Genomic DNA, 14,756 nt, shown 5'->3' on the forward strand with positions numbered 1-14,756 from the left:
TAAGTGATCAGCAATGCGCCGTAAGAAAAAGCTTGGTTTTTTAACAATTTGATGATGATAGCGTAAAATTTATCATAAACAAATCCAAATCCGCTTATTTTTACGTTACTTATAGCGGCGAGCCAATAAAAAAGTGCAATCTTATTGGAATATCATCTTCACTCACCCCAGCGGCAACATCCGCGCGAACGACGCCAATTGGGGATGCCCAGCGGATCCCCACGCCGACGCCAACTTTGGTTTCGGTATCAAAGTCTTTGTCATAAGCATTTCCCACATCGGTAAATACCGCGCCGCGAAACCCTGGTTTAAATTCATAGTTATATTCCGCGCTGCCTACCGCTAGGATTTGACCGCCGGTTAAATAACCTTTGTCGATGGGCGATAAGCTATTGTAGTCATAACCACGAATACTTTGATCGCCGCCTGCAAAAAAGCGCAACTTATAAGGGACATCATTAAAGTCATCTGCCCAGATATAGCCCGATTCAAGCCGACCCAGCACTTGATGCTTATTATCATCGCCAAAGCTATAAATACCGCTCAATCCTGCATGAAGAATCGCCAAGTCGGTATCACTGGCTAGGCTTTTTGATCCGGCTTCTAGACCATAATATTGGCGATAACCGCGCATTGGGTTGGTGGCACTATCAGCGGTGGTTTTACTCACCCCATAACCCAATAGCAGCGCTTGCTGACGCGGTTTTGATGAGGTGAACTGTACTGGCAATTTGTCAAGCTCAGCCTCATCAACGCCCGTTTCAAGCTCATCTAACCGGTAGCGAACAAAGTAGCTTCGATCCCAACTATTGTCTTTATGGATATTTCGGGCAAGCGCCGCTTTTAGCGTTTTGGTTGATAAATCAAAGTTGCCTTCACCTTGATCGATAACTTCTTCTTCATAAGCAAGCTTGGCTTCAAGTTTGTCATTTAAAGGATGCGATAGCGGTCTGCTGCCATAAACGGTCGCGCTTTTATTGATCCGCGATAACGCCGTTTCAGCGCCTGCTTGATAGCCTTTTTTATTGATCAAGTTGTAATCGATTCGAGCGGTTGCGCGAACGCCGGTATCAGTGCCATAGCCCAGTCCCACTTGCGCATCGCGCGGCTTATTGGCAGAAACAAAGACATAAAGCGGCACTTTTTTATCCGCAAAAACGTCCTCAGGCGTTTTTTTGCCAGCAAGCGTTGGTGGCACAAAGTTTTCATCAAAGCCTAAAGGCTCATCATCGGGGAATATTTTTTTGGCAACGTTGCTGATAGAGTCGCTGATTTTACCCAAAAAGCTGTTACTGCTGCGCTCTTTTTCATCCAACACCCGATCGCTTGGCAGGCTGCTTAAGCGGTTTGCTTTTTGTTTGATTGCCAACAGCTTTTCGTGGGTGGCTTCATCCACTTCAAAATTGATGGGCGCAATATCGGCATCATCTACGCGAGCGCCGCTATTAGCTATGCTTTCGCCTTCCGCCAGCTCTCGGTCGTTATTTTCATCATCTGCCACCCGAGCAGATGCCATCATGATCTCATCATTATCTTCTTCTATGCCGTTGGCATCATTGTTATCGCTTGAGCTTGGACGGTTGTCAAAAGCAAGCGTGCTGGCTTCACTGCGCTCATCGGGCGGTAATATGGTTTCGACGTTGACGGTATTAAAATAGCGGGTCGCGGACAAATCGTTGCTAAATTTGGTGACGCTTGGGCGATAAAAGGGGTCGCCTTCACGAAAGTCAAACAGCTTTCGCAGCAACGACAGCTCAACCGGAAGCTTTTCAGGATCGGTGGTCAAGACGCGATTTTCTCTATCATAAGTATAAAAAACCACATTATCAAAGTCGTAGCGCTCGCCGGTATCATAAACAAGCGACATATCAGCAATGTTGTCCGGCAAAATGATATCTACCGATTTGTTCAGCCAATATTGGTCAAAATAGCCGTAAGTGCTGCTCAAGCCCTCTAAAGCGGCTTTGCTGTTTTTATAAACGCGGTGGTTAAAAACATCGCCTTCTTTTGGCGGCAGGCTTTGTTGCAGCGCGATAAATTCCGGCTGAGTTGCGCCCTCGCCGCGAACATCAACGATGCGCTCTTCAACGCGAACCGGATCGCCTAATTTTTCGATGATGACATCAATGGTATCAGGGCTTGATTGGCGCAGTCGTAAAGTCACATCGTAATAACCCACCGCGCGCGCGGCATCAAGAGCCGTTTGACGAAGTCGCGGTAAAGCAGCAGTAAAGTCACTTACTGACTGAACTGTGGTGTCATCAAGGGCAGCTTTGATGTTGTTGATCGGCTGAATGTCCTCATCGGCTTTGATAAGTTTTGGTGTGCCATTCGCAACCGCTTGCTGCAAATAAACGGTCGTGTCAACGTGAGGAAGTGCCGTATAGCCACCATTAAAAAAGCGGTTATATAATCGTTTAACAAGACTGCCTTTATTGCGCGCTCGCGGCTTGGATTTTGCTGCCTGCTCAATGCTATCGCTGACGGCTTGAGTTTGGTCATCCGCTTGATAATCGGGCAAATAATCCTCAGGGTTCAACGAGTCATTGCTATCGCCCGCGGTTTCATCAGGTAGTTTGCCTGCGTTAATTTTAGCGCTCAAATCACTGGTTGCGCTATTTTTACCCGTTGCCGCGCCCGTCGTTGAGCTGGTATTTTGTTGTTTTAACGCCGCGTTAGGATTGCTTGACTCCGTTACGCTGGCTGCCAAATCGGCGCGACCGCTGCTCACGGCATCACTGACGTTAATGGGGCGCGACATAATCTCGTTGGTTTCTTGATCATCTCGACCTAAGGTTTCCAAATTGGTTGGTGCAGGAAGGCTTGCCGAATCAAGGCTGGTATCAAACCCAAGCGGCGGCGCATTGCTATTTAGCGTGGCGATAGGGGCATCAAAGCCATTTTGATTGTTATTGGGCTGATTGATGGTTTGGCTTTTGGCAAGTTCGCGCTCAATTTGCGCAGGCGTTAGTACTTGATAACCTTGGCGCTGAATATCTTGAGCTTGCTGCCAAAGCTGACTTTGGGAAATGTCATTTACAGTTGAGGCGGTATTGTTTTGGTTAAGATTGCTATTGGCACTTTTTTTTGGCGCCTTGCTGTTATTATTTTTAGTATCAGAATTATGAATCCCAAGCGTCTGCTCGCTATAGTCATCAAGAACGGATTGGTCAATGATGCCCTCTTCTACCGCTTTTTTTAGGCGCAGCGCATCAAGGGCGGCATTTAATTGCTCATCGTCATCCATGGTTTGCAAGCTGCTGGGCTGGGTTGCTGATTGATTTGTGACAGGTGCTCGAGCGGTAGCAGCAACAGCAGGCGCGCTACCTAGCCCCATCAATACGCTGGCAATGGCAGTCGCGATGGCTGATTGAGAAAAAGTGGGGGCAGATGGGCGATTGGGGGCTTTTAGGTTGCCGCTCATGATGTCATACTTCCTATGGGGTCTCAAAATCAGCGCTGATCATCACAAGATGGCGCAACACGTAAGCTTACAAATCATAACTGAGATCAGGGTTAAATCATAGTGTTTGGCGCACCAATTATATCAATCATTCGCCAAGCGCTTGCTATTATAAGGGCAAAAACCAAAAAGCCCTATCGCTATTTTTGCTAACCACTTGATCCATTTCAATAAATTATTTAATCAACGGCTGATTTTTAATCTTACCGCCGATCTTTAGGAGTTGTTATGGCCAATCAGTTTTCACTGTTTAAGCGCCGCCGCTTTAATGCCATGTTTTTTACTCAGTTTTTAGGGGCGTTTAATGACAATGTGTTTAAGCAAGCGCTGATTTTGGTGCTCACTTATACTGCCGCAAGCCAGCTTGGGGTGGCGGTTAGTATTTTAAATAATTTGGCAGCGATGCTGTTTATTTTGCCGTATTTTTTATTTTCAGCGCTGGCAGGTCAGCTTGCCGATAAGTTTGAAAAAGCCAAGCTGACCCGATTGATTAAGCTGCTTGAAATTGTGATTATGGTACTTGCAACCATCGGCTTTGTTTTTGAGCTTTACGCGCTGTTATTTGTGGCACTATTTTTGATGGGAACGCACTCTACTTTTTTTGGTCCCATTAAATATGCCTATTTGCCGCAAGCCATGAAAGAGGATGAATTGGTTGGGGCAAATGGTTTATTTCAAATGGGAACGTCGCTTGCAATCTTGCTTGGGATGATTGTGGCAGGTGTTTTGACGCAATTGCCAAACGCGCTATATTGGATTAGCGCGGCGGTAGTTGTGGTGGCGCTGATGGGCTACGCGGCAGCAAGGTTTATTCCGATGATGCCAAGCGTTCAGCCAGATCTAACCATTAATTGGAATATTTTTACCACAAGTTTTGCCACCATTCGTTATTTATACTCGTTGCCGTTTTTATTTTTTATTATTTTAGGAAACAGCTGGTTTTGGTTTTATGGTGCAACTTTTTTAACCCAAACGCCTGAATTTAGTAAAGTCATTTTATTTGGCGATGAGTCGGTGGTGATTTTTTTATTAACGCTGTTTTCAGTTGGCGTGTCGATTGGCTCGCTGCTTTGTAAATCGCTGACCAAAAACCAAGTCAGCTTAAAGCTGTTGCCCTTTGGTATTGCCGGATTAAGTCTGTTTGCTATCGATTTGTATTTTTCATTATCAGCGCTTAATATTGGCGCTACAATGGCAAATTCAGGCGCGCTTTTAGGCATTGGGCAATTGGCGTCAGAGTCCGGCAGTATTCGCGTTTTTGCTGATTTGTTTTTACTGGGCTTTAGCGGCGGACTTTACATTGTGCCATTATATGCTGCGATGCAAGCTTATGCCCCTGTAAGCCACCGCGCGCGGATTGTTGGCGCCAACAATATTTTTAACGCCATTTTTATGGTTGGGTCAGCAATTTTTGCGATTGTGGTGCTCAACATCATTCATTTAACCCTGCCGCAGTTGTTTTTGGTCACCGGAATTATTAACGTCATTTTTGGCTTATTTTTATTTAAAAAATTGCAGCAGCATGTTAAAAATGCCAAGATTCAAACCCATGATGATGCCATTACCAGCGTTTGATAGTTGTCATAAGGGCATTGAAATTCGAAAAAATCCTTACAAAATAATAAAACCGCTTATTTAAAAGCGGAATTGTTTGATATATTAATTTATCCTAAATTGATGTTCTCAGGAGCCTATAATGAGCGTGCGATCTTTGAGCAAAATTGATGAGTTGCTGCTTGGCGTTGACAAAGCGCTGCGGGCGGTGGTGCCAAATTCAAACCCCAGCACCCGACCGCTGCCCGTATCGAGTGATGAGTTGCCAGAATTGAGCATCACTGAGGCGCGCCATGTGGCAGGACTGATGCGGATCAACCATACCGGTGAGGTCTGCGCTCAAGGCTTGTATCATGGTCAGGCATTTAGCGCCAAAAATGATGATGTTCGGCAGGCGATGCAGCACTCAGCGGACGAGGAAGTCGATCATTTGGTTTGGTGTGAAACGCGCCTTTCTGAGCTTGGCAGTCACCCCAGCATTTTTACGCCGCTTTGGTACGGCATGTCATTTGGTCTTGGGGCGGTTGCGGGCGCCATTTCTAATGAGTTTAGCTTGGGCTTTGTTGCTGAAACTGAGGCGCAAGTGAGCGAGCATTTACAAGATCATATCGATCAATTGCCGCCGCAAGATAGACGCTCAAAAGAAATTTTGGCACAAATGGATATTGAAGAGCTGCATCATCGCAAGCTTGCTTTGGACAATGGCGGCGCGGCGCTCTCCCCGCCAGTTCGTCATGCCATGCGCTGGATGGCAAATCGCATGAAAGCCACCGCTTATCATTTATAATTGCGTTTATTAACACTCCTAGTACCGACTTACTATAATCCTCAGGTGAAGTTTTGTTAGGGTAGATAATTGTAGAAAATAAATCAAAAAAATACCAATGAAAAAATTGTTGGCTTTGGTCTTGATTTGTAGGGCAACAACTGCGCTATAATCAAGGTCAATATCTTGTAGCTACTGTCGTTAAAAAACGCTCAATCACGCCCTATTGTTTTGAAATTTAAGGTAATACGCTTTATGACTGCTCAGAATCACTCAATCACTACGTTAAAAAAGACGCTTAGCTTAAGCGCTCTTGCTGCCGCTTGCGCGATGACGATGTCCGTTTCCAGTATCGCCGCCACCAGCCCTGCAACTGATGCCAGTGCCGTGCCCTCAGCAGTTGACTCAAGCCAGCGCGTGATTCGCCGCGCCACCTCAAGTTCAGCGGCGCAGCCAGCGCAAGCTGCTGACGCCAAAAACGATCTTGAGCGCGATCAAGAGGCGCAAGCAACCAATTTTCACGCGTCCTTATATCAAGCCCCAGCAACCACACTTAGCCGACCACCAATAGTAGCAACGCCGCTATTCCCAGGTCAAGCGCCAACATCAACACCAACTAAAGCGCCAGCCCAACAAGAAGTTCAAGCAGAAACGCAGGTTTATCAGCCAGGTCCTATTTCAACGACTGGCGTTGATATCAGCCGTGGGCAATTGGCAGGAATCCCTGCACCAAAAGTCAGCGTGTCTAACATCAGCTTTGTGCCAACGGTATTGATCCCCCAAAAAACAGGACTTGGCACCGATAAAATTGACGTGAGCCTTTTAGATGACTTTATCAAAGAAGTCTCACCAAACGCGCGCCATTATCCACCAAACTTTCCTAACCGAACTCAGCGCTATAATGCTCGTGAAAAAATCAAAGTGTTGACCGATTGGATCGAGCCTTATGCCAAAGCTTCTGACGCGTCTTATGAGGTGCTCCTTCGTGCTGCAAAATTAAACGGTATGGGACGCAACTTAGATTTAGGATCGGACTTTGCCGTTCGCGGTGGTCAATATGTTGATCGGGCAATTAAACTTAAGCCTGATAGCGCTGAAGCTAACTTTTTATATGGCATGATGCTTTCAGAAGGTGGCGGCTTTAAAGAAGGTCAAAAGTATTTGGATCGCGCGGTCAAACTTGGCTACGTAGAAGCAGAACAAAGCTTGGCGCAATCGGACTTGCTCAGTGATAAAAAATCGCAAGCCCTAGAGCGCTTGCAACGCCTTCAGCAGCAGCACCCAGAAAATGCGCAAATTCCCAAGCAAATCCAATTGATTGAAGAAGGTAAATACTATATTTGGGATCTGCCTTCTTCAAATATCGCTGCAAAGCCATAAGCGGATATTGATGACGACGTTTTTTTCATCGTTTGGCGCTCTTAACTTAAGGGCGCCTTTTGCCGTAGGATTGTTAAGCTTAGGGCTTTTGGGTTGCAGCACCGTAAGCGTTAATAAACAAACCAGCGCCAAAACCATCACCTCGCAGCGTGGCAATATTGTCACTGACAATAAGTTAAGCAGTCATACGGCATCAGCGCTTTTATCCGCAGGACTTAATGAGCAAGCTTGCTTAAAGCACTTTGACTTGTGCTTGGCACAGTTGTCCGACAGCTTATTGACCGACCACTATCGGCAAGCGTTAGCCGTTTTCGCCGAACTGCATTACACCAAAGCTCGCGATTTGCTTGAATCACCCGATTGCAAATCGGCATTGGCAAGAGCGCCCATTGATCCGTATTACGCCAACGCCCGCCCCAGCGACTCAGAAGCAAAAACCTTACAACAAAATGCCCAGTCTTGCTTAACAAGCTATCAATCAAGGCTCATTGATGCAGTAAAAACCAGCTATACCTTTTTATTTTATGACAACCTTAAGCATGATTTTGAAGAAGCAGAGAGTTTAGCGGATAACACCCCAGCTCGGCGCAACCATCGCCTTCCCACCGAGCTTGATATTCAAAGCCAAGACATTTATAACGCGGCAAGTAACGACATCATCACCCAGCTTTATGATTCCGCTGACAGTCAAGCTCAGCAGTTTGGTAAATCCACCAACATGACCGTCAACTATTTGCCAACGACGCTGGACAATAGTGATGCGGCAACAATTGGCAATACGCCTGCACTGATGGGCGACCCAACGCGGCAAGTGAAAGTGATGACGCTCTCCTCTGATGACTATAATCTTAATGTCTATTTGCCCAATGAAAACAACTATTTGCAAAATGCAAAAAAGCAAACCTCCGCACTTAGCGATTTAATTTCAGCTTATGAGCTTAAACTATCAGGGCTCAACTCCATTAGCAAACGCCCCGGACTTGGCATTAGCCTTGTGGCATCGCTTGATGATCGCTATACCACCACCATTCGTCAGCTGCTGGTTTCAACGTTATCAGGACGATTGAGCCAATCAGCAATGAATAGCGCGATGAATGAGGACGATCCGGTATCACGGATTTACCCAACCGGTCATCTGCTGATGACTGGTCTCATTCAGCCAAAAGGGAACAGCGTTCTTGATGTGCTATCTAGCAACGAGCTTGATATCCACCTTTATAATCCGTATCGCAGCGACAGCGTGGATATATTAGGCGAAAACTATCCGCTGGCAGCTAATTTTTCAGCAAGTTACGGGCTTTGGCTTGCCGAAAATCAGCTCGATGGTGTCGGCTACCTAAACTTGCTGGCGCGGCAAAAACAAGCCGTTTTGCCAAAGCTGTTTATGCTTGAGCCTTATGACCCAAATAAGCGCGTGATTATTATGCTTCATGGTCTAGCATCAAGCCCTGCCGCTTGGGTCAATTTGACCAATGACATTTTTAACGATGAAACTTTGCGTGATCATTATCAAGTTTGGCAAGTTTTTTACCCAACCAACTTGCCCATTTTAGAAAACCGCTACCAAATTCAAAAGCTGCTCACCACCGCTTATCAAAACGCTGACCCAAGCGGCAATCAGCCTGCTAGCAAAAACAGTGTCATTATCAGCCACAGCATGGGCGCGGTGATTGCGCGAATGATGCTCTCTGATGACAATTTGACCCAAAAACTTGATCAATTACAAGACGATGACTTACTAAGCAGCAGTAACAAACGGCAAATCGATACCATGCTCAAATCCGCCTTTAGCCGCGAGGAGCTTGGAAAACGCTTTGAGCTTTCGCCTTTGCCGCAAGTCGATACTGCCGTCTTTTTATCCGCGCCGTTTCAGGGAACGGACTACGCCGATCGCTGGTTTACAAGGGCGCTGCGCCGCGTGATTTATTTGCCGCTTAACATCGTCAAAACCGTCACGGACAATCTTGCTGCCATTGCGACCCAAGGCGATTTGGCACAAAATCCACTTGGCGCCCTGTATTTACAAAATGGCGCCAGCCAATTAAGTGATAAATCCTCATTTATTAAACTGACTCGCGATTTGAGCATCGATAAAAACGTTACGTATCATTCGATTATTGCCAGTAACGATTCAGATTTGACCCAAGGCTTAGCACAATTGCAGCCCGGCGGCGCCAAGCTTGATTTGTCCAAAGCCGATGAGGATGAAAACAAAACCTCCCCTAAAGCCAGCAAAATCTCTGAACCTTTAATTGCGGCAGTCACCGTTGACAATCAAATCGGTCAAGCGCTGACTGAACGCTTATCCGATGGTATCGTGCCTTATAGCAGCGCGCATCTAAAAGGCGCAGCAAGCGAAACGATCATTTCAGGCGGTCATAGCATTCAGTCCAATCCGCAAACCATTTTAACCTTGCGGCGTATTTTGCATGAGCAGCTTAAACAGTGACCTTAGTTTTAAAAGACCGCTTTAATTAAGTGGTCATTTTTTTGCCTAATTTTGTCCCTATTTCTTTGTTCGTTGATCTATTATAAAACCCCAATTTTATCAATGAATTGAAAAGTTTTTCTAAACAATTCTTTGATTATTACTCTATATTTTTTCAATAATTTAAAATGACCAAATCGTTTGTTTCAGTATTTTGCAGCGGCTTGCGCATGTTAAGGTATGAGCGCATACTATACGGCATGTTGGTTAAAGGTAAGCTTCGCTTAAAAAATGCGTCCAAAAAATGACTAAGTATTGAGTTAATTTATAAATTATGTAATTTAACTCAACTTAACATTATCAATACAATATAAACTGGCTAATAGCGCTCAATAATTTAGCAATAATTCAATAGCCACTTGATAATGAAACGCTTGGCTGCCTTTGCCCAAACCCCACGATGCCAAAGTCAGAATTCTAATTCTGATGACGCTTACAACTAAAGGGTAGCCGTCTATGTTTGCAGCAGTGATTGACCAGCTTGATGCGTTGATGCTGGCACGAATTCAGTTTGCGTTTGTTATCTCCTTTCACATCGTTTTTCCTGCCTTTTCCATCGGTCTTGCCAGCTGGCTGACGGTACTTGAGTTTCGTTGGTTAAAAACTGGCAAGCCCATTTACGCTGAAGTTTATAAGCATTGGGTCAAAATTTTTGCAGTCGTGTTTGGGATGGGCGTGGTGTCAGGCGTGGTGATGTCCTACCAGTTTGGTACCAACTGGGCGGTGTTCTCCGACCGCGCAGGAAACGTGCTTGGACCGTTACTTGCCTATGAAGTGCTCACCGCATTTTTCCTTGAGGCGTCATTTTTGGGAATTATGCTCTTTGGCTGGGGTCGCGTCAGTAAGCGCATGCATTTTGCGTCAACGGCGATTGTTGCCATTGGCACTTTAATTTCTGGATTTTGGATTTTGTCCGCCAACAGCTTTATGCAAACGCCGCAAGGCTTTATGGTCGGCGCAGATGGTCTACTCTACCCGACCGATTGGCTCAAAGTGATCTTTAACCCATCATTTCCGTATCGCTACGCGCACATGATTACGGCAGCGTTTTTGTCGACGGCGTTTGTCATTGGTGGTATCGGGGCGTATTACTTACAGTCCAAACGGCATACCGAGCACCGCGCTCATGGTCGCGTGATGCTTGGTATGGCGATGGTGATGGCGATATTTGTCGCGCCCGCTCAAGTGCTGATCGGCGATGAGCATGGCTTAAATACGCTTGAGCACCAACCGGCAAAAGTTGCCGCTATGGAAGGTATTTGGGACGATGAAACTGGCGCGGCGCTTAGGCTGTTTGCGATTCCTGACCAAAAAAACCAAACCAACAAATTTGAAGTTGCTATTCCTTATGTGTCGGGGCTGATTTTAACCCACTCCTTTGATAAAGAAGTTAAAGGCTTAAAAAACTGGGCACCTGAAGACCAACCGCCTGTGATTATTGTATTTTGGGCGTTTCGGATCATGGTCGGCATCGGGCTTTTGATGGTGATGGTTGGGCTATTTAGTATTTATAAATATTTTAAAAAGCAGCAGTTTGATCAAAACAGCGTTTGGTTCCATAGGGCATGGATGATGATGATGCCGATGGGATTTATTGCGCTGCTATCAGGCTGGTTTGTCACCGAAACCGGTCGTCAGCCCTATACGGTTTATGGTGTGATTCGAACGGCAGAAAGTATGTCACCGCTTGCCGCTCAGCAGGTGGCAACTACGTTGATTGGCTTTATTGTGGTTTATGCTTTTGTGTTTGGCGCAGGGACGTTTTACATCTTGCGGTTGATTGGTCAAGGTCCAAAACCGTACGATGATCCTGCCGATGAAAACTTCTATGAGCACTCAGTCACCGAAGGTCAAGGTCGGACGCTCAGCGGCGACACCCATGCCAGTGACAAAACCGAGCAGCACGGCAATGAGGATTTGGATTCGCCTGCTAATGATGTGGACGACGGAGGGCTACGCTGATGTTTAACTTTGGTGATGTGTTAGATTTGCCGCTGATTTGGGGGGCGCTCATTGCCCTTGCCGTGTTTGTTTACGTGCTGCTTGATGGCTTTGATTTGGGCTGCGGGATTTTATTCCCCTTTGCAGGGTCAGATAAAAACCGCAGCCGGATTATGAACTCCATCGCGCCGTTTTGGGATGGTAATGAGACTTGGCTTGTTTTGGGTGGCGGCGGCTTATTTGCTGCGTTTCCGGTCGCTTACGGCATTATTATGACGGGGCTTTATTTGCCAGTTATTTTTATGCTGTTTGGATTGATTATGCGCGGGGTGGCATTTGAGTTTCGCTTTAAGGCGTCCTCAAAGCGCTACGTTTGGGACTTTTTCTTTTTTATCGGCTCAGTGGTCGCCGCCTTTTTCCAAGGGGTGATGCTTGGGGCGTTGGTTCAAGGTTTGGAGGCGAGCAATCGGCTTTATACCGGAGGACCTTTTGATTGGCTGACCACCTTTTCCGTGGTCTGCGGCATCTCATTAATCATCGGTTACGCGCTGCTTGGCTCAACGTGGCTGATTATTAAAACTGAGCACAAATTGCAAGTTTGGGCGCGCAAAGTGTCTAATTGGATGCTCATAGCGTTGGTGCTAGCCATGGTAGTGGTCACCGTGTTTATGTATTTTTCAGACATTGACGCGCTTGAAGGTTGGTTTAGCTTACCGGGGATTTTGTATCTTGCGCCCATGCCGATTATCGTTATCGCCCTGTTTTTCTTAATGCGTAAAGACTTGTCCACCGAGCGTGAATATCGACCGTTTTTACTGACCGTGGCGCTATTTTTGATGGGCTATATCGGCGTTTGCTTTGCGGTTTTCCCATATATCGTGCCCTATCAAATGACGCTTCATGAGGCAGCCGCGGCAGATACCTCGCTATCGTTTATGCTCATTGGCGCGGCGATTATGTTGCCGATTATCTTAAGTTACACCGGCTATGCGTATTATACGTTTAAAGGGAAAACGGACCACGAGCATTTATATTAATATCGATTTCATAAATTCAGTGAGGGGATGATGAAACGGTTATCAAAAAAACAATCGCAGTGGGCTTGGTTTATCGGGCTGTATTTGGCAGGGTTTTTGACCATTTTTACCATCGCTCAAATTATTAAATGGGTGATGGGGGTTTAAAACTGGTCATTTAAGACTGAGGGTTTAAAAGACTGTCAAATAACAAAAAAATCGCTAGAACGAGGATTCTAGCGATTTTTTATTGGGTAATTAAAATTGGCAACTTAAAATCAGCGACCGCGATGGTTCGGGTTTTTATTTTGGATAAACTCATTAACTTCTGCCAAGCGCTCAGGCGTGCCAACGTCAATCCAGTTGTCTTTAATGATATCGCCTGACACTTGAAATTTGATCATTGCCTGTTTTAAAAGCGGCGCAAGGGGGGCTGCTTGACCATGAACCAAACCATCAACAAGGCGCGGCGACATCACGCTGATTCCTGAAAAGGTGTATTTATCGCCGCCTGCAATCGCCATCTCGGACGCCAAGCCATTATTTAAAGCAAAATCGCCGCCATGATTGTGAGCAGGATTGTCGATCAACAATAAATGCGCTTTTTGATCGGGGCGCAATTGATAGTCGGTCAAGTTGGCAAAATCATAAGTCGTCCAAATATCGGAATTGACCAAAATAAAGGGCGCATCTTGTAACTTTCCTGATTGCAGCGCCTGAAAAATCCCACCTGCCGTTTCAAGCGGCTCCTCTTCCACCGACCAGTTCAAGTTGACGCCAAATTCTGAGCCATCGCCTAATGCTTCGGTCAATTTGTCGGCAAGCCAAGACGCGTTGATCGTGATGTCAGTAACTCCTGCTGCCTTAAGCGCTTTGATATGCCAAACAATCAGCGGCTGACCGGCTACTTCAACAAGCGGTTTTGGAATCGTTTCGGTCAAAGGTCGCAATCGCGTGCCTTTTCCTGCGGCTAAAATCATCGCTTGGGTGATTGGCATGATGACTCCTTTTTGGTGGCTACGTTAAATGTTTGCTCAAAGGCGGGTAAAATGCTGGAATTTAGCCACTCATAAAATGGCGCCATTGCTTGAGTCTCGTTGGTCATTAAAGCGTTGATTTCAATGACCAAATCGCGCATGACCTTTGGAATATCTGCCAAATAGCGGTTTTTACCGTCGCGCTTGGCAAGTCTGACAAAAATACCAAGCACCTTTAAATGGCGCTGAACGCCCATGATATTGACTTCAGTTTCAAAATCAGCAAGCGTTTGGGCGCAAGTCATTTTGCTTGCGTTTAGCTTTTGCCAAAAATCAGCAATCCACTGATCAACCCAGTCTTCAGGAAAATCGATATAAGCATCACGGACAAGCGACACCAAATCATAAGTATAAGCGCCGATCACCGCATCTTGAAAGTCGATGACGCCCAAGCTTTTGGCATCATTTTGGTTTTGCATCAAATTGCGGCTGTGATAATCACGATGAACGATGACTTGCGGCTGCGCTAAAATGCGCTCGATCAACCAAGATTTTAACCCCTCCCAAGCTTTTTGATCGACCGGAGCGCCAATATACGGCAAAAACCAGTCGCTAAATAAGTCCATCTCGCGATTGAGCAGCTCGCGATCATAAAGGGGAATCTTGTGATCATCTTGGGCAAGCGCAACCGAAATGCCTTGCAGGTCAATCAGCGCATCCATCGCCCACTGATAATAGCCGTCAATAGCATCTTTATCAGCATCAACCAATAAATGGGCAAATTCAACCGCACCGAAGTCTTCTAATACCAAAAATCCTTGCGCCAAATCAAAAGCAATCATTTCGGGGACATGAACAGCCGTGCTTAGCAAATTGGCAACGTTAATAAACTGCGCCATCGCCTCTTTATCCTCGGACGAATCCATCACGATATAACGCTGTTGATCGTCCGTCACCAAGCGGTGATAACGGCGAGTACTGGCATCTCCTGCTAGGCTTTGAATCGTAAATTCTGCGCCATCAAACACCGAATCAAGCCAAGTCATAAGCATGTTATCGCGTAGGGTTTGAGCTTGGCTTGGGGTTTGATTGGTGCTCACGGATTGGGATAATAAAGTTTGGGTCATAAATATATCGCAAAAAAGTCAATAATTTCGCTGATTGGCTTGCC

The 14,756-nt window shown here is 46.0% G+C and carries 10 protein-coding genes; 7 read left to right on the forward strand and 3 right to left on the reverse strand.

Features of this window, described 5'->3' with window-relative positions:
• Positions 1 to 109: 109 nt before the first annotated feature.
• Positions 110 to 3,424 (reverse strand): autotransporter assembly complex family protein, encoded by a 3,315-nt coding sequence (locus HF322_RS03090; RefSeq protein WP_169391898.1) that lies wholly within the window; start codon positions 3,422 to 3,424, stop codon positions 110 to 112.
• A 267-nt stretch (positions 3,425 to 3,691) separates the two neighbouring features.
• Here HF322_RS03090 and HF322_RS03095 point away from each other — a divergent pair, with 267 nt between their 5' ends.
• The 7 genes from HF322_RS03095 to HF322_RS03125 all read left to right on the forward strand — a co-directional run bounded on the left by HF322_RS03095 (position 3,692) and on the right by HF322_RS03125 (position 12,776).
• Positions 3,692 to 5,038: an MFS transporter gene (locus HF322_RS03095; protein ID WP_169391899.1), complete on the forward strand. Its 1,347-nt coding sequence runs from the start codon at positions 3,692 to 3,694 to the stop codon at positions 5,036 to 5,038.
• 127 nt (positions 5,039 to 5,165) lie between these two features.
• Positions 5,166 to 5,804 carry a 2-polyprenyl-3-methyl-6-methoxy-1,4-benzoquinone monooxygenase gene (coq7, locus tag HF322_RS03100; protein WP_308811478.1) on the forward strand — a complete coding sequence of 213 codons (639 nt, stop codon included), beginning with the start codon at positions 5,166 to 5,168 and terminating at the stop codon, positions 5,802 to 5,804.
• A gap of 234 nt (positions 5,805 to 6,038) precedes the next feature.
• Positions 6,039 to 7,163 carry a hypothetical protein gene (locus tag HF322_RS03105; RefSeq protein WP_169391901.1) on the forward strand — a complete coding sequence of 375 codons (1,125 nt, stop codon included), beginning with the start codon at positions 6,039 to 6,041 and terminating at the stop codon, positions 7,161 to 7,163.
• A gap of 10 nt (positions 7,164 to 7,173) precedes the next feature.
• Positions 7,174 to 9,612: a triacylglycerol lipase gene (locus tag HF322_RS03110; RefSeq protein WP_169391902.1), complete on the forward strand. Its 2,439-nt coding sequence runs from the start codon at positions 7,174 to 7,176 to the stop codon at positions 9,610 to 9,612.
• Between the two features lie 495 nt (positions 9,613 to 10,107).
• On the forward strand, positions 10,108 to 11,613 hold the full coding sequence (locus HF322_RS03115; RefSeq protein WP_169391903.1) for a cytochrome ubiquinol oxidase subunit I: 1,506 nt from the start codon (positions 10,108 to 10,110) through the stop codon (positions 11,611 to 11,613).
• Entirely contained in the window at positions 11,613 to 12,629 is a 1,017-nt protein-coding gene (gene cydB, locus HF322_RS03120; RefSeq protein WP_169391904.1) for a cytochrome d ubiquinol oxidase subunit II, read from the forward strand. The genes HF322_RS03115 and cydB overlap by 1 nt, the downstream gene beginning before the upstream one ends.
• 30 nt (positions 12,630 to 12,659) lie before the next feature.
• Positions 12,660 to 12,776 carry a DUF2474 domain-containing protein gene (locus tag HF322_RS03125; protein ID WP_169391905.1) on the forward strand — a complete coding sequence of 39 codons (117 nt, stop codon included), beginning with the start codon at positions 12,660 to 12,662 and terminating at the stop codon, positions 12,774 to 12,776.
• A gap of 110 nt (positions 12,777 to 12,886) precedes the next feature.
• Here the strand turns inward: HF322_RS03125 and murU are convergent, their stop codons facing one another.
• Positions 12,887 to 13,606 (reverse strand): N-acetylmuramate alpha-1-phosphate uridylyltransferase MurU, encoded by a 720-nt coding sequence (gene murU, locus HF322_RS03130; protein ID WP_219848144.1) that lies wholly within the window; start codon positions 13,604 to 13,606, stop codon positions 12,887 to 12,889.
• Positions 13,585 to 14,712, reverse strand: a complete 1,128-nt coding sequence (locus HF322_RS03135; RefSeq protein WP_169391906.1) for an aminoglycoside phosphotransferase family protein — start codon at positions 14,710 to 14,712, stop codon at positions 13,585 to 13,587. The genes murU and HF322_RS03135 overlap by 22 nt, the downstream gene beginning before the upstream one ends.
• Between the last annotated feature and the right edge of the window lie 44 nt (positions 14,713 to 14,756).

Origin of the sequence: Psychrobacter sp. MF31 (genome assembly GCF_012847335.1) — a bacterium.
GTDB lineage: Bacteria > Pseudomonadota > Gammaproteobacteria > Pseudomonadales > Moraxellaceae > Psychrobacter.

Excerpts from the sequence above, each read along its gene's own strand:
- murU (WP_219848144.1), bottom strand. The coding sequence starts at position 13,606 with ATGCCAATCACCCAAGCGATGATTTTAGCCGCAGGAAAAGGCACGCGA.
- HF322_RS03110 (WP_169391902.1), top strand. The coding sequence starts at position 7,174 with ATGACGACGTTTTTTTCATCGTTTGGCGCTCTTAACTTAAGGGCGCCT.
- HF322_RS03090 (WP_169391898.1), bottom strand. The coding sequence starts at position 3,424 with ATGAGCGGCAACCTAAAAGCCCCCAATCGCCCATCTGCCCCCACTTTT.
- HF322_RS03135 (WP_169391906.1), bottom strand. The coding sequence starts at position 14,712 with ATGACCCAAACTTTATTATCCCAATCCGTGAGCACCAATCAAACCCCA.
- HF322_RS03115 (WP_169391903.1), top strand. The coding sequence starts at position 10,108 with ATGTTTGCAGCAGTGATTGACCAGCTTGATGCGTTGATGCTGGCACGA.
- HF322_RS03095 (WP_169391899.1), top strand. The coding sequence starts at position 3,692 with ATGGCCAATCAGTTTTCACTGTTTAAGCGCCGCCGCTTTAATGCCATG.
- HF322_RS03125 (WP_169391905.1), top strand. The coding sequence starts at position 12,660 with ATGAAACGGTTATCAAAAAAACAATCGCAGTGGGCTTGGTTTATCGGG.
- HF322_RS03105 (WP_169391901.1), top strand. The coding sequence starts at position 6,039 with ATGACTGCTCAGAATCACTCAATCACTACGTTAAAAAAGACGCTTAGC.
- cydB (WP_169391904.1), top strand. The coding sequence starts at position 11,613 with ATGTTTAACTTTGGTGATGTGTTAGATTTGCCGCTGATTTGGGGGGCG.